The organism is Rhizobium freirei PRF 81 (assembly GCF_000359745.1).
Classification (GTDB): domain Bacteria; phylum Pseudomonadota; class Alphaproteobacteria; order Rhizobiales; family Rhizobiaceae; genus Rhizobium; species Rhizobium freirei.
Genome location: NZ_AQHN01000011.1, coordinates 1 through 25,185 on the forward strand (window position 1 = coordinate 1; position 25,185 = coordinate 25,185).

Consider the following 25,185-nt stretch of genomic DNA (forward strand, 5'->3'; position numbering starts at 1 on the left):
GATCGGAGGAGCTACTCCGGGAAAAGCGTACGACGCTTTTCCAGCCGCAATCGTGTAAAAGCACAGAGGGAGCGGTTCGAAAACTCTGCGAAGAGCTGAACCGCTTTCGACATCAATCGGCCGGCGCAACGCCGGTCGAGGCGCGGACGATCAGCTCTGCCTTCCACAATTCCTGTGCGGGAAACGTCTCGGTACGCTTGATCTCGCCGATCAGGCGTTCGGCGATGCGCACGCCCGCCACTCGCAGCGACGAACGCGTCGTCGTCAGCGGCACGGTGAAGTTTTCGGGCTTGAGCAGGGTCAGCACGTCGTCGTGCGCGATCATTGAAATGTCCTCGCCGAGCTTGAGCTTTGCCTGATTGATGGCGCGAACGGCGCCGAGCGCGAGCACTGTACTGGAGCAAAGAACGGCGGTCGGCCGCTGTTTCTTTTCCATCTGCAGAATTCGCTCCATCACCAGCAGACCCTGCTCGTCGGTCATCGCGGTGTGGCTGACGCATGCTTCATCCAAGGCAAGGCCCCGTTCGGCAAGAGCTGCCTCGACGCCGTTTTTCCGGCGAATGGCGAAATCGAGATAGATGGGGCCGTTCAACAGGGCAAAGCGCTTGTGCCCGAGCTGCAGCAGCAGCTTCGTCGCCTCGTAGAACGCGGCCTCGTTGTCTATGTCGAGGAAGGGATAATCCGGCTCCGAGCCGATGGAGCGCCCATGCACGAGGAAGGGCATGGAGAGCGTCTTCAGCATCTCCAGGCGCGGATCGTGGCCACGCATATAGTTGACGAACAGGGCATCGACATTGCCGCTGGCGGCCAGCCGCTTCAAGGCGCCGACTTCGTCGTTCGGATCCGCCGGCGTGAGCACGAAATGGAAATCATGGCGCAGCGCTTCCTCGCCAAGCCCGGTCAAGAACTCGCTGAAATGCACGTCAGAAGAATTGCCTGGAGAGGTCGGCATGACGAGCCCGATCGACCCTGCCTTGCCGGTCGCAAGTCTCTGTGCCGCCTTATTGGGCCGGTAGCCTGTTTCCCGAACCGCCTTGAGGACACGCTCGCGGGTTTCGCGATTGACCTCCGGATATCCGTTCAATGCTCGGCTGACTGTCGTCTGCGACAGCCCCAGCATTTGCGATAGCTGTTTCAGATTCACGTATTTCGGCTCCTCCAACTCCTCGCCGCTATGATGCCAACGCAACCTCCCGAGGCGTCCACGGCTCCCAAAGCGCTTTTAATATGTAGCAGGCGGAGCGCTCGAGACAAGATAATTAACAGGGATATTGGTGCTTATTTTATGCTGCAATGCGAGATTTGGGGTGTATATTAGCCAAAATCTGAAAATCGCTTGACTTTGTTGCGTCCTCAATGGATGACAGAAGGCAGCCAAAGCGCTTTGAGGAATGGGGCGCATAGCACGGAAGCGTGTTTGGGCTCATAGATTTCATTATTTGGGAGGACGACCACATGAAGAAATTGTTTTTGATGACCGTTGCCGCTGCCGCCCTCATGGCCGGTACGGCCATGGCAGCCAATCTGAAATTCCAGCCCGGCCAGGATTCCAAGTTCAACTGGAAGAGCTATGACGCATTCAAGGCCGCCCATGCCGATCTGAAGGGCGAGACGCTGACCATCTTCGGTCCCTGGCGCGGCGAGGACGAAGCGCTCTTCACCAGCATCTTGAACTACTTCACCGAAGCGACCGGCGTGAACGCCAAATATTCGTCCTCGGAAAACTACGAGCAGCAGATCGTCATCGACACGCAGGCCGGTTCGCCACCGAACGTGGCCATCCTCCCGCAGCCGGGCCTGCTCGCCAATCTCGCCAGCAAGGGCTACCTGACGCCGCTTGGCGACGATCTTGCCGGCTGGGTCAAGACGAACTACGGCGCCGGCGACAGCTGGGTCGGCTACGGCACCTACAAGGGCAAGGACGGCAAGGATGCCTTCTACGCCTTCCCCTACAAGGCCGACCTGAAGTCGCTGGTCTGGTACGTGCCGGAGAATTTCGAGGAAGCCGGCTACAAGGTTCCCACTACCTTGGAGGACCTGATCAAGCTTTCGGACCAGATCGTCAAGGACGGCGGCACGCCCTGGTGCATCGGTCTCGGTTCGGGCGGCGCGACCGGCTGGCCGGCAACCGACTGGGTCGAAGATATGATGCTGCGTCTGAACACGCCGCAGGATTACGATCACTGGGTCGATAACTCGCTGAAGTTCAACGATCCGAAGGTCGTTGCCGCCATCGAGGAATTCGGCAAGTTCTCCAAGAACGCGAAATATGTGGCCGGCGGCGTGGCAGCCGTTGCCTCGACGGACTTCCGCGACAGCCCGAAGGGCCTCTTCACGGTTCCGCCGAAGTGCTACATGCACAAGCAGGCATCCTTCATCCCGTCCTTCTTCCCGGAAGGTACCAAGCTCGGCCAGGATGCCGACTTCTTCTACTTCCCGACCTCCGCCTCGCATCCCGAACTTGGCAAGCCGGTTCTCGGAGCCGGCACGCTGGCAGCCATCACCAAGGACTCGAAGGCCGCTCGCGCCTTCATCCAGTTCCTGCAGACTCCGATCGCCCAGGAACTCTGGATGGCGCAGTCCGGCTTCCTGACACCGTACAAGTCCGTCAACACGGCAGCCTATGCCAACGACGCGCTGCGTAAGGAAGGCGAAATCCTCACCACCGCCACCACCTTCCGCTTTGACGGTTCCGACCTGATGCCGGGCAAGATCGGTGCAGGTTCGTTCTGGACCGGCATGGTGGACTTCGTCGGCGGCAAGTCCGCACAGGATGTTGCCGACGCAATCCAGAAGTCCTGGGACGCCATCAAGTAAGACATCACCGCCCAACCGCCGCCGGCAAATTGCCGGCGGCGCCAATAGCATTCAACGGCGCGCCGTCGCGCTGCCGATGTCGAACTGACGGCCTTAAGCAGGTAAATTCGGGGAGGAATGAATGTTTTCGCAGATCCTGTCGGCGGTCGGCGCCATGATATTCGGTGTTGCCTTTTGCGCCGCATATTTCTGGTTCTCCAACAAGTTCTTGGACCTGATCTTCCCGGCAAAGGAGGGGGCCGACGTTCATAAGGCCGCCGTCAATCTTCGCCGCCGCGGTCTCATCCGCCCCTGGCTGTTTCTGGGGCCGGCACTGTTCCTGCTCATCGTCTATCTCGTCTACCCGGTCGTGGCGACGTTCATCCTGTCGTTCTACGGACCCGACGGTAACAAGTTCGTCGGCGGTGCCAACTATATGTGGGCCATCAACGACACCGAATTCCGCCAGTCGATCTTCAACAACATCCTCTGGCTTGCCGTCGTGCCGGCGGCCTGCACCTTCTTCGGCCTCGTCATCGCGGTCATGACCGACCGCATCTGGTGGGGCAATATCGCCAAGGCCGTCATCTTCATGCCGATGGCGATCTCCTTCGTCGGCGCCTCGGTCATCTGGAAATTCATCTACGAATATCGCGGCGGCACCGACGCGCAGATCGGCCTGCTGAACGCGATCGTCCAGCTTTTCGGCGGCACGCCGGAAGTCTGGATCACCATTCCTTTCTGGAACAATTTCTTCCTGATGGTCATGTTGATCTGGATCCAGACCGGCTTTGCCATGGTCATCCTGTCGGCGGCCCTGCGCGGCATTCCGGAGGAAACCATCGAAGCTGCCGTCATCGACGGCGCCAATGGCTGGCAGATCTTCTGGAAGATCATGGTGCCGCAGGTCTGGGGCACGATCGCTACCGTCTGGACCACCATCACCATCCTCGTCCTCAAGGTTTTCGACATCGTTCTCACCATGACCAACGGCCAATGGAACACGATGGTGCTGGCCAACCTGATGTTCAACTGGTTGTTCCGCGGCGGCGGCGACAGCGGCCGAAGTGCCGTTATCGCACTCGTCATCATGGCGGCGGTGACGCCGATCATGATCTGGAACATCCGCCGTGCAAACGCTGAAACGAAGGGGCGCTGATATGCTTGGAAATCTCGGTCGCATCGGTCCCGCCCGCCTCTTCGTTCATGGCGCGGTGCTGCTCATCGTCCTGCTCTGGCTGCTGCCGACGCTTGGTATCTTCGTCACCGCGCTGCGTGGCAAGGATCAGATCGTCGTCTCCGGCTGGTGGACGGCCTTTGCCGGCTCCTCGCGCACGACGGCCGCCCGTCTCGACGGCCCGGACAAGGCAAAGCCGGATGGGGCGAATTTCGTGATATCAGGCAATATCGCCGTCGACGGCGGCGGCAGCATCCAGTCCTTCGGTCAGCGCGTTCAGGAGCCGTCCGCCTATAAGGTGGGGGCGCCGGCGGAACTGGAGAACGGCGAGACGCTCACCATAGACGCAAACGGCAGCTACCGCTATCAGAAGAACGGCCCGTTCGGAGCCGACGCGCGGGCCAAGCGTGTCTACCTCACCGTCGCCACGCCGCCGCAATTCACGATGGACAATTACCGCACGGTGCTGGCCGGCGAGGGCATCGGCCAGTCCTTCATCAATTCGCTGACGGTGACGATCCCCGCTACCGTCATCCCGATCCTGATTGCCGCCTTTGCAGCCTATGCGCTGGCCTGGATGGAGTTTCCCGGCCGGGCGCTGCTGATCGCACTCGTCGTCGGCCTGATCGTGGTGCCGCTGCAGATGTCGCTGATCCCGCTTCTGCGCATCTATAACGAAATCGGCCAGATCTTCGGCGTGCCGTCGAAAACCTATCCCGGCATCTGGATGGCGCATACGGCCTTCGGCCTGCCGCTCGCCATCTATCTCTTGCGCAATTACATTGCCGGCCTGCCCAAGGAAATAATCGAATCCGCCCGTGTCGACGGTGCCAGCGATTTCGATATCTTCGTCAAGATTATCCTGCCGCTCTCTTTCCCGGCGCTGGCCTCCTTCGCGATCTTCCAGTTCCTCTGGGTGTGGAACGACCTTCTGATCGCCATGGTGTTCCTCGGCACGGACAAGGATCATCTGGTCCTGACGGCCGCCCTCAACGCGCTGCTCGGCTCGCGCGGCGGCAATTGGGAGATCCTGACGGCATCGGCCTTCGTCACCATCATCATTCCGCTCCTCGTCTTCTTCGGTTTGCAGCGCTATCTCGTGCGCGGTCTGCTTGCCGGGTCGGTGAAGGGGGGCTGATTCAAAACACGCACTTACACAGGACCCATTCAGCATGAGCATTGCTCCTCAATCGGTTTCGGCAGTTGACAAGGACTGGTGGCGCGGCGCCGTGATCTATCAGATCTATCCGCGCTCCTATCAGGACTCCAACGGCGACGGCATCGGCGACCTCAAGGGCATCGCCGCCCGCCTGCCGCACGTCGCAGCGCTCGGCGTCGATGCGATCTGGATTTCGCCCTTCTTCACCTCGCCGATGCGCGATTTCGGCTACGACGTTTCCAATTATGAGGATGTCGATCCGATCTTCGGCACGCTGGCCGATTTCGATGCGATGATGACGGAAGCCCATCGCCTCGGCATCAAGGTGATGATCGACCTCGTGATGTCGCACAGCTCCGACCGCCACCCCTGGTTTGTCGAAAGCCGGTCGAGCAAGGACAATCCCAAGGCCGACTGGTATGTCTGGGCCGACGCCAAGCCGGATGGCACGCCGCCCAACAACTGGCTGTCGATCTTCGGCGGCTCAGCCTGGGCGTGGGATCCGACCCGCATGCAATATTACATGCATAACTTCCTGACCTCGCAGCCGGATCTGAACCTGCACAATCCGCAAGTGCAGGACCGGCTGCTTGATGTCGTGCGTTTCTGGCTCGATCGCGGCGTCGACGGTTTCCGGCTCGACACCATCAACTTCTACTTCCACGACAAGGAACTGCGCGACAATCCGGCGCTGGACCCCTCGCGCCGTAACGCCTCCACCGCGCCGGCGGTCAACCCCTATAACTTCCAGGAACACCTCTACGACAAGAACCGTCCCGAGAATCTGGAATTTTTGAAGCGCTTCCGCGCCGTGCTCGACGAATATCCGGCCATTGCCGCCGTCGGCGAAGTCGGCGACAGCCAGCGCGGCCTCGAAATCGTCGGCGAATACACCTCCGGCGGCGACAAGATGCACATGTGCTATGCCTTCGAATTCCTGGCGCCGGATGCATTGTCGCCGGATCGCGTCGAAGAGGTGATGAGGGATTTCGATGCCGCAGCGCCGGAAGGCTGGGCCTGCTGGGCGTTCTCCAATCATGACGTCGTGCGCCATGTCAGCCGCTGGGGCAATCTGGTCGCCGACCGCGATGCCTTCGCCAAGCTTTATGCCGCGCTGCTTTTGACCCTGCGCGGCTCCGTCTGTATCTATCAGGGCGAGGAACTGGCGCTCACCGAGGCCGATCTTGCCTATCAGGATCTGCAGGATCCCTACGGCATTCAGTTCTGGCCGGAATTCAAGGGGCGCGACGGTTGCCGCACGCCGATGGTCTGGGACAGCCAGGTCGCGCAGGGCGGCTTCTCGACCGTGAAGCCGTGGCTGCCGGTGCCGGTGGAGCATATTCTGCGCGCCGTCAGCGTCCAGCAGGGCGACGAGAATTCGGTGCTCGAGCAATATCGCCGCTTCCTCGCCTTCCGCAAGCAGCACCCCGCTTTCGCCAAGGGCGAGATTGCCTTCTCGGAACCGCAGGGTGATGTTCTTATCTACACCCGCCTCTATGACGGCGAGATCGTTCTCTGCGCTTTCAACATGAGCCCGGTCGAGGCGCTGGCGACCCTGCCCGAAGGCAATTGGCAGGCATTGACGGGGCATGGCTTCACCAGCAACAACTACGGCAACAAGATCGATATTCCGGCCTGGGGCGCTTACTTCGCGCGTCTTGCCTGAACCTTTGGGAGGAGGGAGCATAATGACGGGACTTGTTCTGAAGGATATCAAGAAATCCTACGGCAGCGTGCATGTGCTGCACGGCATCGATCTGGAGATCAACGAGGGCGAGTTCATCGTCTTCGTCGGCCCATCCGGATGCGGCAAGTCCACCTTGCTGCGCATGATCGCCGGGCTGGAGAGCATCACCTCGGGCGATATGATGATTGCCGGGCAGAAGGTAAACGAGGTGCCTCCCTCTCGGCGCGGCATCGCCATGGTGTTCCAATCCTACGCGCTCTATCCGCATATGACCGTCTATGACAACATGGCCTTCGGCATGCGCATCGCCGGCGAAAGCAAGCAGGAGATCGACCGCCGCGTGCGCGCTGCGGCTGCCAGCTTGCAGCTCACCCAGTATCTCGAGCGCCTGCCCAAGGCACTCTCGGGTGGTCAGCGCCAGCGCGTCGCCATCGGCCGCGCCATCTGCCGCAACCCGAAGGTCTTCCTGTTCGACGAGCCGCTTTCCAACCTCGATGCGGCGCTGCGCGTCGCGACCCGCATCGAGATCGCCAAGCTCAGCGACTCCATGCCGGAAACGACGATGATCTACGTCACGCACGACCAGGTGGAAGCCATGACGCTCGCCGACCGGATCGTCGTGCTGTCGGCCGGCCGCGTCGAGCAAGTGGGTGCGCCGCTTGAACTTTACGAGCACCCGGCCAACCTCTTCGTCGCCAAATTCATCGGCTCGCCGGCAATGAACATCATTCCCGCGACGGTGACCGAAACCGGTGCTGCGACGACCGTGACGCTGATGGGTGGCAAGGCGGTGACGCTGGATGTGCCGACCGCAGCCTCCGAGAAGGGCAAGACGGCGAGCTTCGGCGTGCGTCCGGAAGATTTGCGTCTCGCAACAGGTGACGATTATCTCTTCGAAGGCGAAGTTTCCATCGTCGAGGCGCTCGGCGAGGTGACTCAGCTCTATATCGAAGGTCTGGTCGACGGCGAACCGATCATCGTCAAGATCCCCGGTATTGCCGATATTCACCGCGGCCAGAAGATGCGTTTTGCCGCCGATCGGCAGAAGCTGCATCTCTTCGATGCCGAAGGCCACTCCTACCGCAGGCAGTAATATAATACCGCTCACGAGCGGCGCCGGCACGCGCAAGTATGAAGAATAAAATTCATCTTGAACCGGCGCTCTCAAACCTTCTGTTAAACACCCGCTGATAGTCTCGCTTTCATAATATACCCTAGGGGTTTACCAAGATGGCCGCATTCAGCCGCGCGAACAACTCAGGTCAGCATTTCCTAAACAAGGAAGAGTCCTTCATGTATGACCGCGAAGTGCGGTTCCGCATGGAAGACACGATGAACGCGGCGCGGCTCGAATACACCGAAAAGGGCGTGATGAACCTTGCGTCCCGCCGCTGCGATATCATCCGCATCTCGCAGAGCAGCGCTGTCCTTGCGATCCTCACCCAATATAATCTGCCGAAGCAGTTTTATCTGGATATCCCGGACGCCCGGATCACCAAGATCGGCTGCATACTCATGAAGGTCTTTTCCAACAACACGGTGGAAGTTCGGTTCCTGCGCCTCCTCACGGAGAAGGAAATGAACAAGATCTTCGTCTACAGCTCGCATCCGGCTCATAAGAACCGCGTGCTCGACATCCGCGCCTGATCAGCGGCAACAGGAAACAGGTTGGAGCGGTCCAAGCGGCTGACGGATCAGATTTCCGTCCGCCATTTTCCGAGCGCATCCTCCAGATACTCGATTAGCGGCAGTCTGCCATTTTCCTGCAGCCATTTGTCGACCGACAGGCGCAGGGGGCTGACCGCGATCATCGAAGCCAGCCGCAGCCCATCGCGATCCTTCGTCGGAAACAGTTCGCACAAGGCCTGATAGGCGACTTGCTCAAGTTGCAGGTAGTTTCCTCGCGTACGGGCACGTAGGGATTCGCTTTGACGCAGCAGCGTGGCCGTTTCAAAAAGTTGAGGTGCCTCAGCCTGCAGGCGAATCACAAGTCTTAGGGTCGCTTGATGAACGACCTCGATCGGTCGCCCGGCTGATGCATTCTCCATGATGCTCGCCCGAAGCGCATCCATGTATCCGCTTTGATGCGCCAGAAGAATATCATCCTTGCTTTTGAAGTAATAAAAGAAAGTCCGGCGGGAAATACCGGCCGCGGCCGCGATCTCGTCGATCGTCGTTTCCTGATAGCCTTTCGCCAGAAAGGATTTCATTCCGACTTCCGCTATGCGTTGAAAGGTCAGGCGGCGCTTCTGTTCGCGCAGGCCTTCCGGCTTTGGGGGTGCATCGTGCATCCGGCCATTTTGGCATGAGTCGCAACGCCACTCAAATCATCAGCACATCTTGCCGCGCCTTCCTCGGAGACCTCGGTTTCCGGTGAAATAATTCGTTGGCTTCGCCTGTCGGTTGCCGCAAAGTAGCCAACATTAATTTTTACACCAAGTGCGATATTTAATGTTAATGCCGAATGTTCATAACCCGGTGCAGGAGCGCAAACATCAATGCCAGCCAATGCAATCTCAAATCATGATGAAACTGGAACTTATGGTCCGCGTGCCTTGAGGCCTGATATCTGGTCGATGGCCCTTCTCTTGAGCCTGCTGGCGGGCTGCGCCGCCGCGCCGCTGGATCGCGCAGGATCCCTGCCGTCCTATGACGGCCTGACACGATCGGACGGGCTGGTCGCGCATTCGCTTCTTCGGGTGAGCAGGGATGATGTTCTTGCGGCCAAGACCGTCAAGATCATTCCGACCGCCTTTTCGATGCGGGCTGAAAGTGCTGCTTTCACGCCCGAGCAGCGTAGCCTCGTCACCAATGCCGTCGACAGGGCACTTTGTTCCGGGTTGAGCGAACGCTTCGTCGTTGTCGGTCTGTCTGAGCCCGCGGATTTGACGGTTCGCGCCGTCGTGACACAGGTCAAGGCGACGAATGCGACTGTTGTCGGCGTCTCGAAAGTCGCATCCGTGGGCACGAGCATATTGCTGCCGAATGTGCCTGTGCCCATCCCCCGCATTCCGATCGGCATGGGCAGCCTCTCGCTTGAGGCGGAAGCTCTTAATTCCCAGGGTGTGCAGAGGGCTGTCATGATTTGGGGGCGCGGTGCAAACGCATTTCTTGATTCGGGCACCGTTGCCAAGGAAGGGGATGCCTATAGCCTCGCCGCCAAATTCGGCGGTGATTTCAGCAAGATGCTGGTCAAGGGCAAGACGCCGTTCGGCGCGACGCCTTCTTTCCCCTCCCGGGCGAAATTGGCGGCGCTCGTCGGCCGCGCACCCAAGTATGAGGCCTGCAAGGTATTCGGGAAGTCGCCGGGCGTGACGGGCTTCGCGGGAGAGCGCCTCGGCCTTCCGCCGGCGTGGACGGACAAGGCTCCGGCGAATGTCGAAAAGGCGGCATCTAAGGCCCCATAATCAGCCTTCGATGCCGCCTTGCCGATATCCGGCGGTACAGCCTCAGTGGTGGAACAGGACGCTTGCACCCTGATCCGCCGGCCCTGCGGCGTGACGGAAGGGGGCGAAGAGTTCGCGGCCCATGCCGAACTCGTTTTCCGAGAGATCGGCGACCACGGGCTCGCGCTCGGCCATATCGGCGGCATCGACCAGCACTTCCAGCGTGCCGGCAACCGCGTCGATACGGATGATATCGCCTTCCTTGATGCGGGCGATCGGACCGCCGTCGACGGCTTCCGGCGTCACATGGATCGCAGCGGGAACCTTGCCCGACGCGCCGGACATGCGCCCGTCGGTCAAAAGCGCCACGCGGAAGCCGCGATCCTGCAGCACGCCGAGCGCCGGCGTCAGCTTGTGCAGTTCCGGCATGCCATTGGCTTTCGGCCCCTGGAAGCGGACGACGGCGACGAAATCGCGGTTCAGCTTGCCGTCCTTGAAGGCCTGCTGCATTTCCAGCTGATCGTGGAAGATCAAGGCCGGCGCTTCGACGATGTGGCGCTCCGGCTTGACGGCGGAAACCTTGATGACCGCCTTGCCGATATTGCCGCGCAGCATCTTCAGGCCGCCAGTGCTCTGGAAGGGTGTCTCGATGCTTGCCAGCACTTTGGGATCTGCGCTCTTTTCCGGTGCCGGTTCGCGCACGACATTGCCGTCGGCGCCGAGCTTGACGTCGATGGAGTAATTACCGAGACCCTGGCCGTAGACAGTGCGGACATCCTCGTGCAGCAGGCCTTTTTTCAGGAGCTCCTTGATGAGGAAGCCCATGCCGCCGGCGGCATGGAAATGGTTCACGTCGGCAAGCCCGTTCGGATAGACGCGGGCCAGCAGCGGGATGATGTCGGAAAGCTCGGAAATATCCTGCCAGGTGAGCACGATGCCGGCCGCGCGCGCCATGGCGACGATGTGCATCGTGTGGTTGGTCGAGCCGCCGGTCGCATGCAGGCCGACGACGCCGTTGACGATCGAGCGCTCGTCGATCATCTCGCCGGCCGGCGTGAACTCGTTGCCCATGGCGGTGATGGCGAGCGCACGCTTGGTCGCTTCCCGCGTCAGGGCCTCGCGCAGCGGCGTACCCGGATTGACAAAGGAGGCGCCCGGCATATGGAAGCCCATGATTTCCATCAGCATCTGGTTCGAATTGGCCGTGCCGTAGAAGGTGCAGGTGCCGGGGCCGTGATAGGACTTCGATTCCGCTTCCAGAAGTTCGGCGCGTCCGACCTTGCCTTCCGCATAGAGCTGGCGCACGCGCGACTTTTCGTCGTTCGGCAGGCCCGAGGTCATCGGTCCGGCCGGGATGAAGACGGCGGGGAGATGGCCGAAGGAGAGAGCGGCGATCACGAGGCCGGGGACGATCTTGTCGCAGACGCCGAGGAAAACGGCCGCATCGAACATATTGTGCGAGAGGCCGACACCGGCGGACATGGCGATCAGATCGCGCGAGAACAGCGAGAGCTCCATGCCCGGCTGGCCTTGCGTGACACCGTCGCACATGGCCGGCACGCCGCCGGCAACCTGGGCGATGCCGCCCGCCTCGGCTGCAGCCTGGCGGATGATGGCCGGATAGGTCTCGAAGGGCTGATGCGCCGAGAGCATGTCGTTATAGGAGGTGATGATCCCGAGATTGGGCACATGATCCCCCGCCAGCGCCTCTTTCTCGGAGGGGGAACAGATGGCGAAGCCATGCGCAAGATTGGCGCAGCCGAGCACGGAGCGCTGGGCTCCCTTTGTCGCGGCATTGCGCAGGCGGTCCAGATAGCGTTCGCGCGTCGGCTTCGAACGCTCGACGATGCGTGCGGTGATCCTGGAAATGCGGGCGTCAGCGGCCATGGTCGATCTGCCTCCGTCTGTTTTGCGCAGTGCCCGTAAGATCGTCTCGATCTGTCCTGGTCGAGGGCATTGCGCGAGGGTCAAAAGTCAATGCTTTGCCGCTACGCCCTTGCGGGCGCATGGCGCAGCACATGTTGCTGTGTCATTCAGGGTTCGAAGACGAGGCCTGCCGGCTGCGTCAGGGAGCCCAATAAATCTCGACCGGAGAGGCGGCCCGACGCAGCATGGCGCGGATCGGCATCTCGGTTTCCTCGCCCGCCGCTTCGGCCTTGGCGAGGACTTCCTTCTTGCCTTCTCCCTCGATATGGAGCACCAGCAATCTGGCATCCTGAAGGCTGGAGAAGGTGAATGTCAGCCGCGGCTCGCCGGCACCTTCCGCTTCCATCGTGATGATGCCGCGCGGGGTGTTCGGATCGAGTGCGGTCTTGAGATTGCTGCCGCCCGGAAAGAAGGAGGCCGTGTGGCCGTCATTGCCCATGCCGAGGATGGCGACATCGAAGGGATGGCCGACAACCCTGGCCTTTTCCGTGGCGATGGCCGCCGCCTCCTCGACGGACGCCGCAGCCTGATAGAGCGGAAGGAATTTGGCGGCAGCCGCCTTGTCCTTCAGCAGGTTTTCCTGGACGAGCAGGTGGTTCGAGCGCGGATTGTCCGCCGGCACGAACCGCTCGTCGACGAGGGTAATCGTCACCTTGCCCCAGTCGATCGAGCGCGACGACAGCGCCTGGAAGAAGGCCTTCGGCGTGGAACCGCCGGAGACCGCGATGCTTGCGGAGCCGCTTGCGGCGACAGCAGCCGAGAGGGTCTCGGCCACCTTGTCCGCCAGCTTGCCGGCGAGTTCGGCACCATTGGCAAATGCATGCATGTTCGCTGTCATCGTCGTCGTTCCAGGTTCTAGATATCATCGTGCCAGGTGCGGCCGTCACGCTCGATGAGCGCGATAGCCTGGCTTGGACCCCAGGTGCCGGCCGTATAGCCCTGCACCTGCTGTCCTGCGTCTTCCCAACCCTTGAGGATCGGGTCCACCCATTTCCATGCGGCTTCCACTTCGTCACGGCGCATGAACAGCGTCTGGTTGGAGCGTACCACGTCCATCAGCAGGCGCTCGTAGGCGTCCGGATTGCGGACGTTGAAGGCCGAGGCGAAGCTCATGTCGAGCGATACGTTGCGCAGGCGCATGCCGCCCGGACCCGGGTCCTTGATCATCAGCGACTGCTTGACGCCTTCATCCGGCTGCAGGCGGATGATGAGCTGGTTGGCGACGATGCGGCCGGCGGCCTGATCGAAGATGGTGTGCGGGATGTGCTTGAAGGTGATGACGATCTCCGACATGCGACCGGCAAGGCGCTTGCCGGTGCGGATGTAGAAAGGAACGCCCGCCCAGCGCCAGTTGCCGATCTCGGCCTTGATGGCGACGAAGGTTTCGGTGTTGGAGACGCCGCCCTCCAGCTCGTCGAGATAGCCCTTGACCGGGCCGCCCGCCGAAGCGCCGGCGCGATACTGGCCGCGAACGGTCGCCTGCTCGACGTTGGACGCGTCGATCGGTTTCAGCGCACGCAAGACCTTCAGCTTCTCGTCGCGAACGGCTTCCGAATCCATGGAGGAGGGGATTTCCATCGCGGTCAAGCAAAGCAGCTGCAGGATGTGGTTCTGCACCATGTCGCGCAAGGCGCCGGCGGTGTCGTAGTAGCCGGCACGGCCTTCCAGGCCGACCGATTCCGCAACCGTGATCTGCACATGGTCGATATGGTTGGCATTCCACAGTGGCTCATAAAGAGCGTTGGCAAAGCGCAGCGCCATCAGGTTCTGCACGGTTTCCTTGCCGAGATAGTGGTCGATGCGGAAGATCTGCTCTTCCTTGAAGACCTTGCCGATCGTATCGTTCAGCTGCAGCGCGGACGCAAGATCGCGGCCGATCGGCTTTTCGACGACGATGCGGGTCTGCTTGGTGATCAGCTTGTGTTCGTGGATCTTTTGCGAGATATCGCCGAAGATGCCGGGAGCGACGGCGAGGTAGAAGGCGCGCACGCGCTCTTTGCCTTCGTCCAGCAGCTTCTTGAGCTGATCCCAGCCGGCATCGCTGCGCGCATCGACCGGCACGTAGAACAGGCGGGCCAGGAACTTCTTGACTTCCGCGTCGTCATATTCACCCTTCTTCAGGTGTTCCTTGAGCGCGGCGTCGGCAAATTTGCGGTATTCTTCATTGGAGAGCGCGCTGCGCGAAGCACCGATGATGCGCGTCGGCTCGGAAAATTGGCCCTCGACTTGGCGATGGTAGAGAGCGGGCAGGAGCTTGCGTTCAGCAAGGTCGCCGCTGCCGCCGAAAACGACATAATCAAATGGTTCAACGGGAATGATTTGGCTGCTCATGAGCTATCTCTCAATCGGTCTTGGTTAAGGCCCCTTTTAATCTAATCGATTTAAAAAGACCAGTGTGCATCGCAAAAATCAGACTCGGCTTTTTAGAACGGATCGCCGATAGAAGAAATCATCTTCCGGTTTCTAAAACCTGTCGCGCAACGCAAACCACGAGAGCGCCAGGAACAGCAGAGGCGCCCGCATGCGCGCACCGCCGGGGAAGGGCGGGACGTTCAACTCCTTGAAAAGGCGCAGCTCGTCCGCGTTCTCGAGAACCGTTTTCGCATAGAGTTTACCGCAATAATTTGACAGCATCACCCCATGGCCGGAATAGCCGCCGATGGTGGTGACGCCCGGCATGACCTCGCGCACGAAGGGTTGCCGCGGCATGGTGATGCCAACGGAGCCGCCCCAGGCATAGTCGATCTTGATATCGGCGAGGGCCGGATAGACTTCCGCAATCTGCCGGCGGATGTGCTGCGTTATGTCGCGCGGATTGTCGGCCGTGTAGGCCTCGCGTCCTCCGAACAGCAGCCGCCCGTCCTTCGATTTGCGGAAATAGCGCACCACGAATCGCGAGTCCGCGACCGCCTCGCTGCCGGGAAGAACGCTCGGAAAGTGATCGAGCGGCTCCGAGGCGCCGATGAAGGAGCGGATCGGCATGACGTGGCTCGCGGTCACAGGCTCCAGATTGCCGATATAGCCGTTGCAGGCGATCAGCACCCGCTCGGCGGTGATCTCGCCGCCATCCGTTTCGATGACCGTCCTGCCGCCCGATTGGCGAAAGGCCTTCGCCTTCGTCATTTCAAAAAGGGTGGCACCGGCATCGGCCGCGACGCGGGCAAGGCCGATAAGCAGTTTCAGCGGATGGATATGGCCCGTGCCCATGTCCCTGACGCCGTAGAGATAGAATTGCGAGCCCAGCCGCTCCTGGGTTTCGGCCTGGTCCATGAACGTCACATGCGGGTAGCCGTAGCGGGTCGCTGCGATCTCCGCATTGTCCATGTAGTCGCGCTTGTAGCCGCGCTTGTGGGTGACGTTCATCTGACCGGGCAGGAAGTCGATGTCGATGCCGTGAGCGGATGCGAAATCGAGCAGATGGTGCTTGGCATCCTCGGCAAGATCGAAGAGGGCTTTCGAGCGCTCGTAACCGATCTTCTCTTCCATTTCCTCCGGCCACCAGCGCTGCCCGGTGCCGAGCTGCCCGCCGTTGCGGCCGGAGGCGCCGTCGCCGAAGCGGTTGCTGTCGATCAGCACGACCTCGGCACCGCCCTTGGCGAGATTGTAGGCAGCCTGGAGGCCGGTATAGCCGCCGCCGACGATCGCGACGTCAGCCCGGCGCGAGCCGTCGAGCTTCGGATAGCTCGGGCGCGGGCCGACGGTCGCCTGATAGAATGAGAGGCCCGGCGCGATCGGGCTCTGCCATGTTTCCTGCAATGTCATGGGTGATCTCCCTCATACGTTGAGCAGAAGGAATTCCCGCTCCCACGGGCTGATCACCTGCATGAAGGTTTCGAATTCGCCGCGTTTCACGCCGGCATAAATGCCGATGAAATCCTTGCCGAAGACCTCCTCGAAAGCCGGCTCGTCCTCCATCAGGGCAATGGCTTCGAGGAGACCACGCGGCAGGTCGATGGAGCCTTCGTTGGCCGAATCCTCGGTCGGTGCCGTCGGCTCCACCTGCTTCATGATGCCGAGCAGGCCGGATGCAAGCGAAGCGGCGAGCGCCAGATAGGGATTGGCGTCCGAGCTCGGCAGCCGGTTTTCCACCCGCCGCGCCTGCGGATCCGAAACGGGAACGCGGAAGGCAGTGGTGCGGTTGTCGTAGCCCCAGGCATTGTTGACCGGGCAGGACATGTTCGGCGCCAGCCGCCGGTACGAGTTCACATAGGGCGCGAGCATGGCAAGCGCATTCGGCACGAAGCGCTGCATGCCGCCGATGAAGTAGAAGAACTCGGGCGAAGGGCTGCCGTCCGGATTGGTGAAGACGTTCTTGCCGGTCTCGATATTCACAACCGATTGATGGATGTGCATCGCCGAGCCCGGCTGGCTCTGTATCGGCTTGGCCATGAAGGTGGCGTAAATGCCATGCTTCAAGGCCGCCTCGCGGATCGTGCGCTTGAACAGGAACACCTGGTCGGCAAGCTCGATCGGGTCGCCGTGGCGCAGGTTGATTTCGAGCTGGGCCGGTCCTTCCTCGTGGATCAGCGTATCGATCTCGAGACCCTGCTTCTCCGAGAAATGATAGATGTCGTCGATCAGTTCGTCGAATTCGTTGATGCCGGCGATCGAATAGCCCTGACCGCCAAGGATGGAGCGGCCGGAGCGGCCTTTCGGCGGATGCAGCGGATAGTCGGGATCGTCGTTCTTGGCGACGAGATAGAATTCGATTTCCGGCGCCACCACCGGCTTCCAGCCGCGATCGCGATAGAGCCCCATGATGCGCTTCAATACGTTACGCGGCGTGTAGGAGACTTCCTGGCCCTCTGAATTGACGATATCGCAGATCACCTGGGCGGTCGGATCGGTTTCCCAGGGTACAACCGAAAGTGTCGAAAGATCGGGCACGAGCTTGAGGTCGCTGTCGCGCGGCTCGTAGCGGAAGCTTTCGGTCTCCTCCGGATATTCCCCCGAGATCGTGTGGCGATAGATTGCCGAAGGCAGCGCCAGCGAGGTGTTGGAGGTGAATTTCGACGTCGGCATCATCTTGCCGCGCGGTACGCCGGCAAGGTCGGGCGTGATGCATTCTATGTCCTCGATCCCGCGCGCCCGCAGCCATTGAGCCGCTTCCTTCCAGTTTGCCACGCCGCGTGCCGATCTCAGACCAGGAGGTACCGTAGGGGCTTTCGAGACGGGTATGGAAGCTTTCAGCGGGGTCTTTCTCGCGGGCATAAAACACCGTATTTGGGTTGATCGGCGATTGCATCATAACCGCAGTTTGCCAATTGGCGAGGGGGAAAACCGTTCGGACTTTCGCCGTATGATGGAAAATGACGGCAGGGAACGGCGAAGAATAAAGGGCATATGCGTGACTGGCAGATATGATGTGATCGTCCTCGGTGCGGGCGCGGCAGGCATGATGTGCGCCATTCGTGCCGGTCGGCGTGGGCGGTCGGTCGTCGTTTTCGATCATGCCGGCGCACCTGGCGAAAAGATCCGCATTTCGGGCGGCGGCCGCTGCAATTTCACCAACATCCATGCCGGCCCGAAGAATTTTCTGTCGGCCAATCCGCATTTCGCTAAATCGGCGCTCGCCCGCTTCACGCCGCAGGATTTCATCGCCATGGTCGAGCGCCACGGCGTCGCCTGGCATGAGAAGACGCTCGGCCAGCTCTTCTGCGACAACAGCGCCAAGGACATCATCCGCCTGCTGACCGACGAGATGCGGGCGGCCGGAGCGCAGCTGCGATTGCGGACGGAGATCGGCGGTATCGAGCAGACCGCCAGCGGCTATCGCGTCAGCACCTCCGAAGGCGTTTTCGAGGCCGCTTCGCTGGTCGTCGCCACCGGCGGCAAGTCGATCCCCAAGATGGGCGCCACCGGCTTTGCCTATCGCGTCGCCGAGCAATTCGGATTGCCCGTCGTCGAAACCCGGCCTGGCCTCGTACCCCTTACGCTCGATCCGCTGCTGCTTCAGGGCCTTGCGCCGCTGTCCGGTATTGCCGCGCCTGCCGAGATCCGCCATGGCAAGACGGCATTCCGAGAGGCGCTGCTCTTTACCCATCGCGGCCTCAGCGGTCCCGCGATCCTGCAGATTTCCTCCTATTGGCGGGAAGGCGAGGATATCACCGTTGTGATCGAGCCCGATATCGACGTCTTCGCCCTTCTCAAGAATGCGAAGCAGGCCAATGGCCGGCAATCGGCACAAACAGCCCTTGCGGAGGTTCTGCCGAAACGGCTGGCGCAGCACTTCGTCGAGAGTGAAGGCGTGACCGGCAACATGGCGGATCAATCCGACAAACGCCTGCAGCGGCTCGCGTCAGCCATTCAGTCCTGGCCCGTCAAACCATCGGGTTCTGAGGGTTATCGCACGGCGGAGGTGACGCTGGGCGGCATCGATACGGCCTGTCTCGATTCCCGCACGATGCAGGCAAAGACTGCGCCGGGGCTTTTCTTTATCGGTGAGTGCGTCGACGTCACGGGCTGGCTCGGCGGTTATAATTTCCAATGGGCCTGGGCCTCCGGCCATGTCGCCGGCGAGGCCGCCTGAATTAACCTTGCCACAGCCCGCAAAATGGGCAATGAACATCCATAACGCGAAAATGCTAGATGGATGCAATCACGATGTTTAAGTCTTGGATATCCCGCCAGGCGGTTCTTTCAGGTATCGCTGCGGTCGCGACGATGTCTCTTGGCATGTTTGCCGTCACAGCGTCGGAAGCAGCCGCTGCTTCCGCGCAATGTAAGAAGCTGGACCCGAACGGCAGAGATGTGGGCGGCGATACGAATTTCGCCATTGCGATCCGCGACAAGAAAGGCGACGTCGTCAAGAAGATGCTGGCCTGCGGTGCCCAGGTGAACCTGAAGACGACGGAAGGCTGGTATCCGCTGCATACCGCCGCCTATTACGGCCCGGCGGCCACGATCGACCTTCTGGTCTCCAAAGGCGCCGACGTCAACGCGCGCGGCGATTACGATGGCTGGACGCCGTTGCACATGGCGACCCAGCAGCACGACACGGCGGTCGTCAAGGCGTTGCTGAAGGATGGCGCCGACAAGACCATCAAGTCCACCACCGGCAAGACCGCCGCCGAAATGGCGACCGATCCCGCCATCGCGGCGCTGCTGAAATAGAGCATTTTCGGGAAAGGCGCGTAGCGGTTTTCCGTTCGGAATGCGTAAGGAAACAAAAAGATAGAGCATTCTCGCGATTCGAAGAAAAGCGGAAAAGCTCCGGCGCGCTCCGGTCATCCGATCTCGGGGGGATGACCGACGGGTGCGACACTTTTGGCCAGCCTCTGGTACTCGCGTTTTCCTTTCTTACATCTTTCGTGAATACATTGGCAGTTGCCGAATGCACCTTTTGCCGGTTATCGTGTCAGTGCGAAAATGGGAATATGCTCATGAACAGAACAAAGCGTCGTGCTCGCGCCATTGCAATCGCTCAGACCCAGGATAATGCCAAGCTCGTGGCCGCAAGACTTCTGATGCTCGCGACGGGCTTTACTGCTGCTTGCATCGCACTGCTGGCAATACGCGGCTACTGATCAGCCGTTTCGGCCCTATTTCGACCGTCGCCTGACGACGGTTTTCTTCCGCGCGAAACACTTGTAGCGCAGGCTGTTTATGAGCGTTTTCTTGAGCGCGACAGGCTGCGCAGGCCCTTATCTGAAAATTAATTAATCAGACCCACAATCCTCGACGATTTCATGGGGAGCTCTACTGCAAGTTGGAGCCGAAGCAATGATTGCTTCCTGACCCGTCTCGGGAACCCCCGCCTGCGCATATTTCAAGAACGATGGTTATACATCCGGTCAGCGCCGTGGCGGCGTCGATGGGGAGCGGTGTGAGAGGTTAGGGCCACAATGTTCATTGATAAGATACTGTCGCGTTTCAAGATCAAGACGAAGGTTCTCATATTCGTCCTGCCATTCGTCATCAGCATTTCAGCGGTCGGCCTCACCGGGCTCTATGCTTCCGGGCTTCTGCAGGGCCGTATGGAAATCTCCAACAGCGTGCTGCAATCGCTGACCGGCTTCAAGAACCTCTACGGCTCCATGGACGACTTCCTGCGCATCACCAATACGCAGCAGCGCGACAAGCTTTATGAGGATATCAAGTCGCAGCAGGGCGTGCTCAACGCGACGCTCGGCCAGCTTGGTCAGGAGGCCGATGGCCGCAACAATCTGAACGAAGCGATCGCCAAGAACGCCGACATGGCCAATCTCGTTGGCAGATTGTGGTCGCTGCACGAGCAGGAGCTGTCGTTCCGCAAGACGATCGACGACGCGCAAAGAGCGCTGATCAGTGCTCGCTTCAACGTCAATTTCAACAGCCAGCAGCTTGAGGATCAGATGCGGCAGGACCAGGCCGACGCGACCTCGACGCTGCGCTCCGCCGACCGCCTGTTGAAGGGCGGCGACCTGCTTGTTTCCGTGGCCGAAGATTTCAGCAAGGCCGCGACGCCGGCCGACAAGATGAAGCTTCTCAAGGATCGGCTGCCGGACCTGAACAAGGCCCAGCGTTCCATCGATCTTGCATTGCCGCAAAACCAGAAGAGCGTCGTCCAGTCGCTGGTCGGCACCATCAAGGATCTGACGGCTGCCACCGAAAGCGCCGATGCGCCGACCGACGACAGCGTCGCCAATGTCGGACGTCTCCTTTCGCGTTTCCGCCAGACGTCGACCTACACGCAGCTGACGGCAACGCAGATGATGCGTCAGGCAACCACGACCTTCGTATCGCTCGATGCCCGCGTCGCGCAGACCAATTCGGTCCTGCAAGACACGCGCCGCCTGCAGGATTCGATCTATTCGCTGCAGCTCGTCCTTGCCGAGTTCAACGCCAACACGAACAAGGACAACCTCGTCCGGCTGCGGCAGGAAATCTCCAAGCTCAACGGCGATATCGATACGCTGAACCAGAGTGCCCAGAGCATGGGTTTCGCCGGCGATATCGATGCGGCCATTCGCCCGGCGATCAAGTCGATGGACGGTGCCGCCGTCAAGCTTGTCGATGTCATCTCGCAGCGGATCGGCGAATATGCCAGCGCCCGCCAGCAGCTTGATCAGGTCTGGGGCCAGCTCACCGCATTTGCCGAGACGCAGAAGCAGAGCGCCGGCACCGAACGCAACCAGGCGAACTCCATATCCATCCTTGCAACAGCTCTCGGCATCATTCTCTCGGTCGCCGGCGGCATCGCGCTGGTCCTGACCTTGCAGCGCCCGATCGGCCAGATCACCGCCGCCATGCGCCGCATCGCCGATGGCATGCTGGAGACGGCGATCTCCGGGGAACAGCGGCATGATGAAATCGGCGACATGGCCCGCGCCCTCGGCATCTTCAAGGAAAACGCCATCTCGAAGATCCGCATCGAGGAGCAGAGCGATGAGGAACGTGCTGCGGCCGAGCACGAGCGCCAGCGTAACGACACCGAAAAGCGCGAGCTCGATCGGCAGATCGATTTCGCGGTCAGCGAGCTTGCCGCCGGTCTCGAACGTCTCGCCCAGGGCGATATCTCCGCCACGATCGAGACGCCCTTCATCGGCCGCCTCGAGCAGCTCCGCCAGGATTTCAACAGCTCGCTGTCACGTCTGCAGCAAACGCTGAGCCAGGTTCGCAGCAATGTCGAGATGATCCAGAGCAACGGCAACCAGATGGCTGCTTCCGCCGAGGATCTGTCGAAACGCACCGAGCAGCAGGCAGCTTCCCTCGAACAGACCGCCGCCGCCGTCGACGAGATCACCGTCACCGTCCGCTCCTCCGCCGAGCGTGCCAAGGATGCGGACGCCATCGTGCGCGAAGCCAAGCGCAGCGCCGATGACAGTTCCGTCGTCGTCGGCAACGCCATCGACGCGATGGCGCGCATCGAAGACGCGTCCCGCAAGATCGAGCAGATCATCAGCGTCATCGACGAAATCGCTTTCCAGACGAACCTGCTGGCGCTCAATGCCGGCATCGAAGCTGCCCGCGCTGGTGAGGCCGGCAAGGGCTTCGCGGTCGTCGCCATGGAAGTGCGGGAACTTGCACAGCGTTCCGCCGCCGCCGCGAAGGAGATCAAGGGGCTGATCAACAAGTCGACCCAGGAAGTCAGTTCCGGCTCGCAATTCGTGCAGGAAGCCGGTGCCGTCCTGGCGCAGATCAGTAGCCAGATCGTTACCATCAGCCAGCATGTGGAAGGCATTGCCCGCGCAAGCCACGATCAGGCGAGCGCACTGCAGGAGGTCAACGCTTCGGTCAACCACATGGATCAGATGACACAGCAAAATGCCGGCATGGTCGAGGAAACGACGGCGGCAAGCCGCGAGCTGGCCAGTGAAGCCGACGCATTGCTGCACCTCATCCAGCAGTTCAGGATCGAGGCCGGTTACGCAGGCTATGCGCGGCACGAAGCGGCCTGACGGCAGCTGTCACCATCATCACAGGCGGACCGGCCGACTTCTGGCCGGTCCGCCTTTTTTATTGCCGTGCGAAGGGCGCTTAGGCCGGCGATCACCCGTCCGATCCAGACAACGGGGCGCGGAGGATCCAGGCCATAGTCGCGGTAGAACAGATCCTCGTTCTTCCGCCATTGCTCTTCTCGTGCCTGATTCTGCAATTCGATGGCCTTGGCCAAAGCGATGCTGTCCATCATGAGACGTCTCCATGTTGTGAGGCATCCCTTCAACTACACATGCGAATTTGCTTTATAAATAGACATTTTCGCCCTATGTTTTTCACTCATGAAAAACATAGGCTGGGATTCCTATCAACTTTTCCTCGATGTCGCCCGCGGCGGCGGGTTGACGGGCGCCGTTGCGTCAAGCGGCTTGAGCCCGGCAACGATCGGCCGACGCATGCTGGAACTGGAAGGACAGATCGGCCGGCCGCTCTTCGAACGCAGCCAGGCGGGGTATTCGCTGACCGGCGATGGTCAGGCGCTCTTCGATCAGCTTTTGGAGATGGAGGCGGCCGCCCGCAAGGTGGATAGCTGGCAACGCGATGCGCAAGGAGCCGCGATCGTGCGCATCGCCGCCGGCACCTGGGTCGGGTGGCTGCTCAGCCAGAACATGCCGTCGATCTGCTCGGAGCGGGACCGCTTTCGCATCGATCTGCATCTCGGTGAACGTCGCGCCAGCCTTGCTCATCGCGAAAGCGATATCGGCATCCGTGCTTTCGAGCCGGAGGAGACCAATCTCGCCGCCATCAAGACCGGCGAAGTTGCCTATGCTGCCTATCAGGCCCGCAACATGCGCTTTGCCGGGCCACAGCGCTGGATCGCGGTGGCCGACGAGGAGGCCATCTCCGCCTATCTGCGATGGCCGCATCAGAACAGGCGGGAGGAAATCGCTTTCACCGTCAGCCGGCCGCGTTCGCTTCATGATCTGGTGCTCGCCGGATCGGGCATCGCCGTGCTGCCCTGTTTTGTCGGCGATCAGGAGCCGAGGCTGGAGCGGGTCGGCGAGGAGATCGCGTCTCTACGCCACCGGCAATGGATCGTCATGAACGATGCCGATCGTCATCGCACGGAGATCCGAACCGTCGTCGACCGCATGGCCCGGCTCCTAAAAAGCCATTCGGAATTGTTTGCCGGCAAGCGGCCGACATATGCATGAGCTGCCCGGTAAACCGCTCCGTCCTTGCTCATTCAAGGTCCCCGCGCCGATCTCGTCAAACCTGTGAAAGAGGGCGAATCCATGCTTTCCCCCTTGTCGCACTCCGATTTCCTTTCTAGTCTAACGGGAAAAACAGAGGGTTGGGTGTCGCCGCGATACCCTTGAACGAAGCAGGAGAGATTATGAAGTCCATGTTCGCTAGGCTTGCAGCAACGGCTTTTGCAGCCGTTTCGCTGACAACGGTCGCTCACGCAGAAGACAAGGTCGTCAATATCTACAACTGGTCGGATTATATTGATAATTCGATTCTGTCGGATTTCACCAAGGAAACCGGCATCAAGGTCGTCTACGATACGTTCGACCAGAACGAGACGCTGGAAACCAAGCTTCTCGCTGGCAAAACCGGCTATGACATCGTCGTCCCGACGGCATATTTTCTGCAACGCCAGATCAAGGCCGGCGTCTTCCAGAAGATCGACAAGTCCAAGCTGCCGAATATCACCAATATGTGGGATACGGTGCAGCAGCGCATCGCCACCTACGATCCCGGCAACCAGTACGCGATCGATTATATGTGGGGCACGAGCGGCGTCGGTTACAATGTCGACAAGGTGAAGCAGATCCTCGGCTCCGACGATGCGCCCGACATCAACGTCATCTTCGATCCCAAACTTGCCGCCAAGTTCAAGGATTGCGGCATCTACATGCTGGACTCTCCGACCGACGTCATTCCGGCGGCTTTGCGCTATCTGGGTCTCGATCCGAATTCCACCAAGCAGGAAGACTTCAAGAAGGCCGAAGATCTGTTGACGTCGATCCGTCCCTTCGTTCGTAAGTTCCATTCCTCCGAATATATCAACGCGCTCGCCAACGGCGATATCTGCATCGCCTTCGGCTATTCCGGCGACGTGCTGCAGGCGCGCAACCGCGCCACCGAAGCCAAGAACGGCGTGAATATCGGCTATTCGATCCCCAAGAAGGGCGCGCAGATGTGGTTCGACGTCATGGCGATCCCGGCCGATGCGCCGCATGTCGCTGAAGCCCATGCCTTCCTCAACTACATCATGAAGCCTGAAGTCATCGCCAAGGCCAGCGACTTCGTTGCCTATGCCAACGGCAACAAGGCCTCGCAGCAGTTCGTCAGCAAGGACGTGCTTAACGATCCGGCTGTCTATCCGACCGACGAGGTCCGCGAGAAGCTGTTCACGCTCACCCCTTGGGACTCGAAAACGCAGCGATTGGCAACGCGCCTGTGGACAAAGGTTACCACCGGCCAATAATTCGAAGCGGCCCGGACGGCAACGTCCGGGCCTTTCCTTGAGAGGATGGTCTGAGAATCACGAGTGCGCCGCGAAGGGGAAGAGCCAGCGCCAGTGCATCTCCAGGGAAAATGCGCAGCGGCTTTCTGTCCGCAATGCGTAAACAAATAAGAAGAATGAGCGTTTCCGTAGCGCGGTGGAAAGCGGAATGCTCTGGGAAAG

General features: G+C 60.6%; 23 protein-coding genes. 14 read left to right on the forward strand and 9 right to left on the reverse strand.

Translation table 11 applies throughout. The annotated features are described in order from the left end of the window. Window positions 1–112: 112 nt before the first annotated feature. The gene (locus RHSP_RS04020; RefSeq protein ID WP_037149746.1) at window positions 113–1,144 is read right to left on the reverse strand and encodes a substrate-binding domain-containing protein; all 1,032 of its coding nucleotides are present in this window, start codon (window positions 1,142–1,144) and stop codon (window positions 113–115) included. A 311-nt stretch (window positions 1,145–1,455) separates the two neighbouring features. On the opposite strand from RHSP_RS04020, the gene RHSP_RS04025 reads away from it, so the two are divergent. From RHSP_RS04025 to RHSP_RS04050, 6 genes are all read left to right on the forward strand, one after another. Next, window positions 1,456–2,817, forward strand: coding sequence for an ABC transporter substrate-binding protein (locus RHSP_RS04025; RefSeq protein ID WP_037149543.1), 1,362 nt, complete (start codon window positions 1,456–1,458; stop codon window positions 2,815–2,817). A gap of 121 nt (window positions 2,818–2,938) precedes the next feature. Then, complete coding sequence (locus RHSP_RS04030; RefSeq protein ID WP_037149546.1) at window positions 2,939–3,955, forward strand: carbohydrate ABC transporter permease; 1,017 nt, start codon at window positions 2,939–2,941, stop codon at window positions 3,953–3,955. A 1-nt stretch (window position 3,956) separates the two neighbouring features. Next, the gene (locus tag RHSP_RS04035) at window positions 3,957–5,111 is read left to right on the forward strand and encodes a carbohydrate ABC transporter permease (protein WP_004109454.1); all 1,155 of its coding nucleotides are present in this window, start codon (window positions 3,957–3,959) and stop codon (window positions 5,109–5,111) included. Window positions 5,112–5,145: 34 nt separating this feature from the next. Continuing rightward, entirely contained in the window at window positions 5,146–6,798 is a 1,653-nt protein-coding gene (bglA, locus tag RHSP_RS04040) for a beta-galactosidase BglA (protein ID WP_004109456.1), read from the forward strand. Between the two features lie 22 nt (window positions 6,799–6,820). Beyond that, a complete protein-coding gene (locus tag RHSP_RS04045; protein ID WP_004109458.1) occupies window positions 6,821–7,912 on the forward strand; it encodes an ABC transporter ATP-binding protein in 1,092 nt (363 codons plus the stop codon). Between the two features lie 200 nt (window positions 7,913–8,112). Then, window positions 8,113–8,466 (forward strand): hypothetical protein, encoded by a 354-nt coding sequence (locus RHSP_RS04050; protein WP_004109460.1) that lies wholly within the window; start codon window positions 8,113–8,115, stop codon window positions 8,464–8,466. A 47-nt stretch (window positions 8,467–8,513) separates the two neighbouring features. Here the strand turns inward: RHSP_RS04050 and RHSP_RS04055 are convergent, their stop codons facing one another. Next, the gene (locus tag RHSP_RS04055) at window positions 8,514–8,990 is read right to left on the reverse strand and encodes a TetR/AcrR family transcriptional regulator (RefSeq protein WP_240535361.1); all 477 of its coding nucleotides are present in this window, start codon (window positions 8,988–8,990) and stop codon (window positions 8,514–8,516) included. On the opposite strand from RHSP_RS04055, the gene RHSP_RS35430 reads away from it, so the two are divergent. Next, window positions 8,904–9,128, forward strand: coding sequence for a hypothetical protein (locus RHSP_RS35430; protein WP_240535367.1), 225 nt, complete (start codon window positions 8,904–8,906; stop codon window positions 9,126–9,128). The two genes, RHSP_RS04055 and RHSP_RS35430, sit on opposite strands and share 87 nt — an antisense overlap. On the opposite strand, the gene RHSP_RS35435 is transcribed toward RHSP_RS35430, so the two are convergent. Beyond that, window positions 9,056–9,328 carry a hypothetical protein gene (locus RHSP_RS35435; protein ID WP_240535355.1) on the reverse strand — a complete coding sequence of 91 codons (273 nt, stop codon included), beginning with the start codon at window positions 9,326–9,328 and terminating at the stop codon, window positions 9,056–9,058. The two genes, RHSP_RS35430 and RHSP_RS35435, sit on opposite strands and share 73 nt — an antisense overlap. Here RHSP_RS35435 and RHSP_RS04060 point away from each other — a divergent pair. Next, entirely contained in the window at window positions 9,318–10,226 is a 909-nt protein-coding gene (locus RHSP_RS04060) for a DUF3313 domain-containing protein (protein ID WP_004109466.1), read from the forward strand. The genes RHSP_RS35435 and RHSP_RS04060 overlap by 11 nt on opposite strands. A 42-nt stretch (window positions 10,227–10,268) precedes the next feature. Here RHSP_RS04060 and edd read toward each other — a convergent pair whose 3' ends face one another. The 5 genes from edd to RHSP_RS04085 form a co-directional block, all read right to left on the reverse strand. After that, entirely contained in the window at window positions 10,269–12,092 is a 1,824-nt protein-coding gene (gene edd / locus RHSP_RS04065; RefSeq protein WP_004109472.1) for a phosphogluconate dehydratase, read from the reverse strand. A 178-nt stretch (window positions 12,093–12,270) separates the two neighbouring features. Continuing rightward, window positions 12,271–12,969, reverse strand: coding sequence for a 6-phosphogluconolactonase (gene pgl, locus RHSP_RS04070; protein WP_004109475.1), 699 nt, complete (start codon window positions 12,967–12,969; stop codon window positions 12,271–12,273). 17 nt (window positions 12,970–12,986) lie between these two features. Next, the gene (gene zwf, locus RHSP_RS04075) at window positions 12,987–14,462 is read right to left on the reverse strand and encodes a glucose-6-phosphate dehydrogenase (RefSeq protein WP_004109479.1); all 1,476 of its coding nucleotides are present in this window, start codon (window positions 14,460–14,462) and stop codon (window positions 12,987–12,989) included. 132 nt (window positions 14,463–14,594) lie between these two features. Continuing rightward, complete coding sequence (locus tag RHSP_RS04080; protein ID WP_037149549.1) at window positions 14,595–15,893, reverse strand: NAD(P)/FAD-dependent oxidoreductase; 1,299 nt, start codon at window positions 15,891–15,893, stop codon at window positions 14,595–14,597. Window positions 15,894–15,905: 12 nt separating this feature from the next. Then, window positions 15,906–17,342 carry a glutamine synthetase family protein gene (locus RHSP_RS04085; protein ID WP_004109488.1) on the reverse strand — a complete coding sequence of 479 codons (1,437 nt, stop codon included), beginning with the start codon at window positions 17,340–17,342 and terminating at the stop codon, window positions 15,906–15,908. Window positions 17,343–17,433: 91 nt separating this feature from the next. On the opposite strand from RHSP_RS04085, the gene RHSP_RS04090 reads away from it, so the two are divergent. The 4 genes from RHSP_RS04090 (at window position 17,434) to RHSP_RS04100 (ending at window position 22,510) form a co-directional block, all read left to right on the forward strand. Next, window positions 17,434–18,660, forward strand: a complete 1,227-nt coding sequence (locus RHSP_RS04090; protein ID WP_086005338.1) for a BaiN/RdsA family NAD(P)/FAD-dependent oxidoreductase — start codon at window positions 17,434–17,436, stop codon at window positions 18,658–18,660. Window positions 18,661–18,734: 74 nt separating this feature from the next. Beyond that, complete coding sequence (locus RHSP_RS04095) at window positions 18,735–19,244, forward strand: ankyrin repeat domain-containing protein (RefSeq protein WP_240535357.1); 510 nt, start codon at window positions 18,735–18,737, stop codon at window positions 19,242–19,244. Window positions 19,245–19,513: 269 nt separating this feature from the next. Next, window positions 19,514–19,657, forward strand: coding sequence for a hypothetical protein (locus RHSP_RS35065; protein WP_167332641.1), 144 nt, complete (start codon window positions 19,514–19,516; stop codon window positions 19,655–19,657). Window positions 19,658–19,975: 318 nt separating this feature from the next. Beyond that, window positions 19,976–22,510 carry a methyl-accepting chemotaxis protein gene (locus tag RHSP_RS04100; protein WP_004109497.1) on the forward strand — a complete coding sequence of 845 codons (2,535 nt, stop codon included), beginning with the start codon at window positions 19,976–19,978 and terminating at the stop codon, window positions 22,508–22,510. On the opposite strand, the gene RHSP_RS04105 is transcribed toward RHSP_RS04100, so the two are convergent. Further along, window positions 22,486–22,743: a hypothetical protein gene (locus RHSP_RS04105; RefSeq protein WP_004109500.1), complete on the reverse strand. Its 258-nt coding sequence runs from the start codon at window positions 22,741–22,743 to the stop codon at window positions 22,486–22,488. The two genes, RHSP_RS04100 and RHSP_RS04105, sit on opposite strands and share 25 nt — an antisense overlap. Before the next feature lie 88 nt (window positions 22,744–22,831). Here RHSP_RS04105 and RHSP_RS04110 point away from each other — a divergent pair, with 88 nt between their 5' ends. Together RHSP_RS04110 and RHSP_RS04115 are read left to right on the forward strand one after the other, a co-directional pair. Continuing rightward, entirely contained in the window at window positions 22,832–23,704 is an 873-nt protein-coding gene (locus RHSP_RS04110; RefSeq protein ID WP_004109503.1) for a LysR family transcriptional regulator, read from the forward strand. 191 nt (window positions 23,705–23,895) lie between these two features. After that, window positions 23,896–24,984: a polyamine ABC transporter substrate-binding protein gene (locus RHSP_RS04115; protein WP_240535362.1), complete on the forward strand. Its 1,089-nt coding sequence runs from the start codon at window positions 23,896–23,898 to the stop codon at window positions 24,982–24,984. Window positions 24,985–25,185 lie beyond the last annotated feature (201 nt).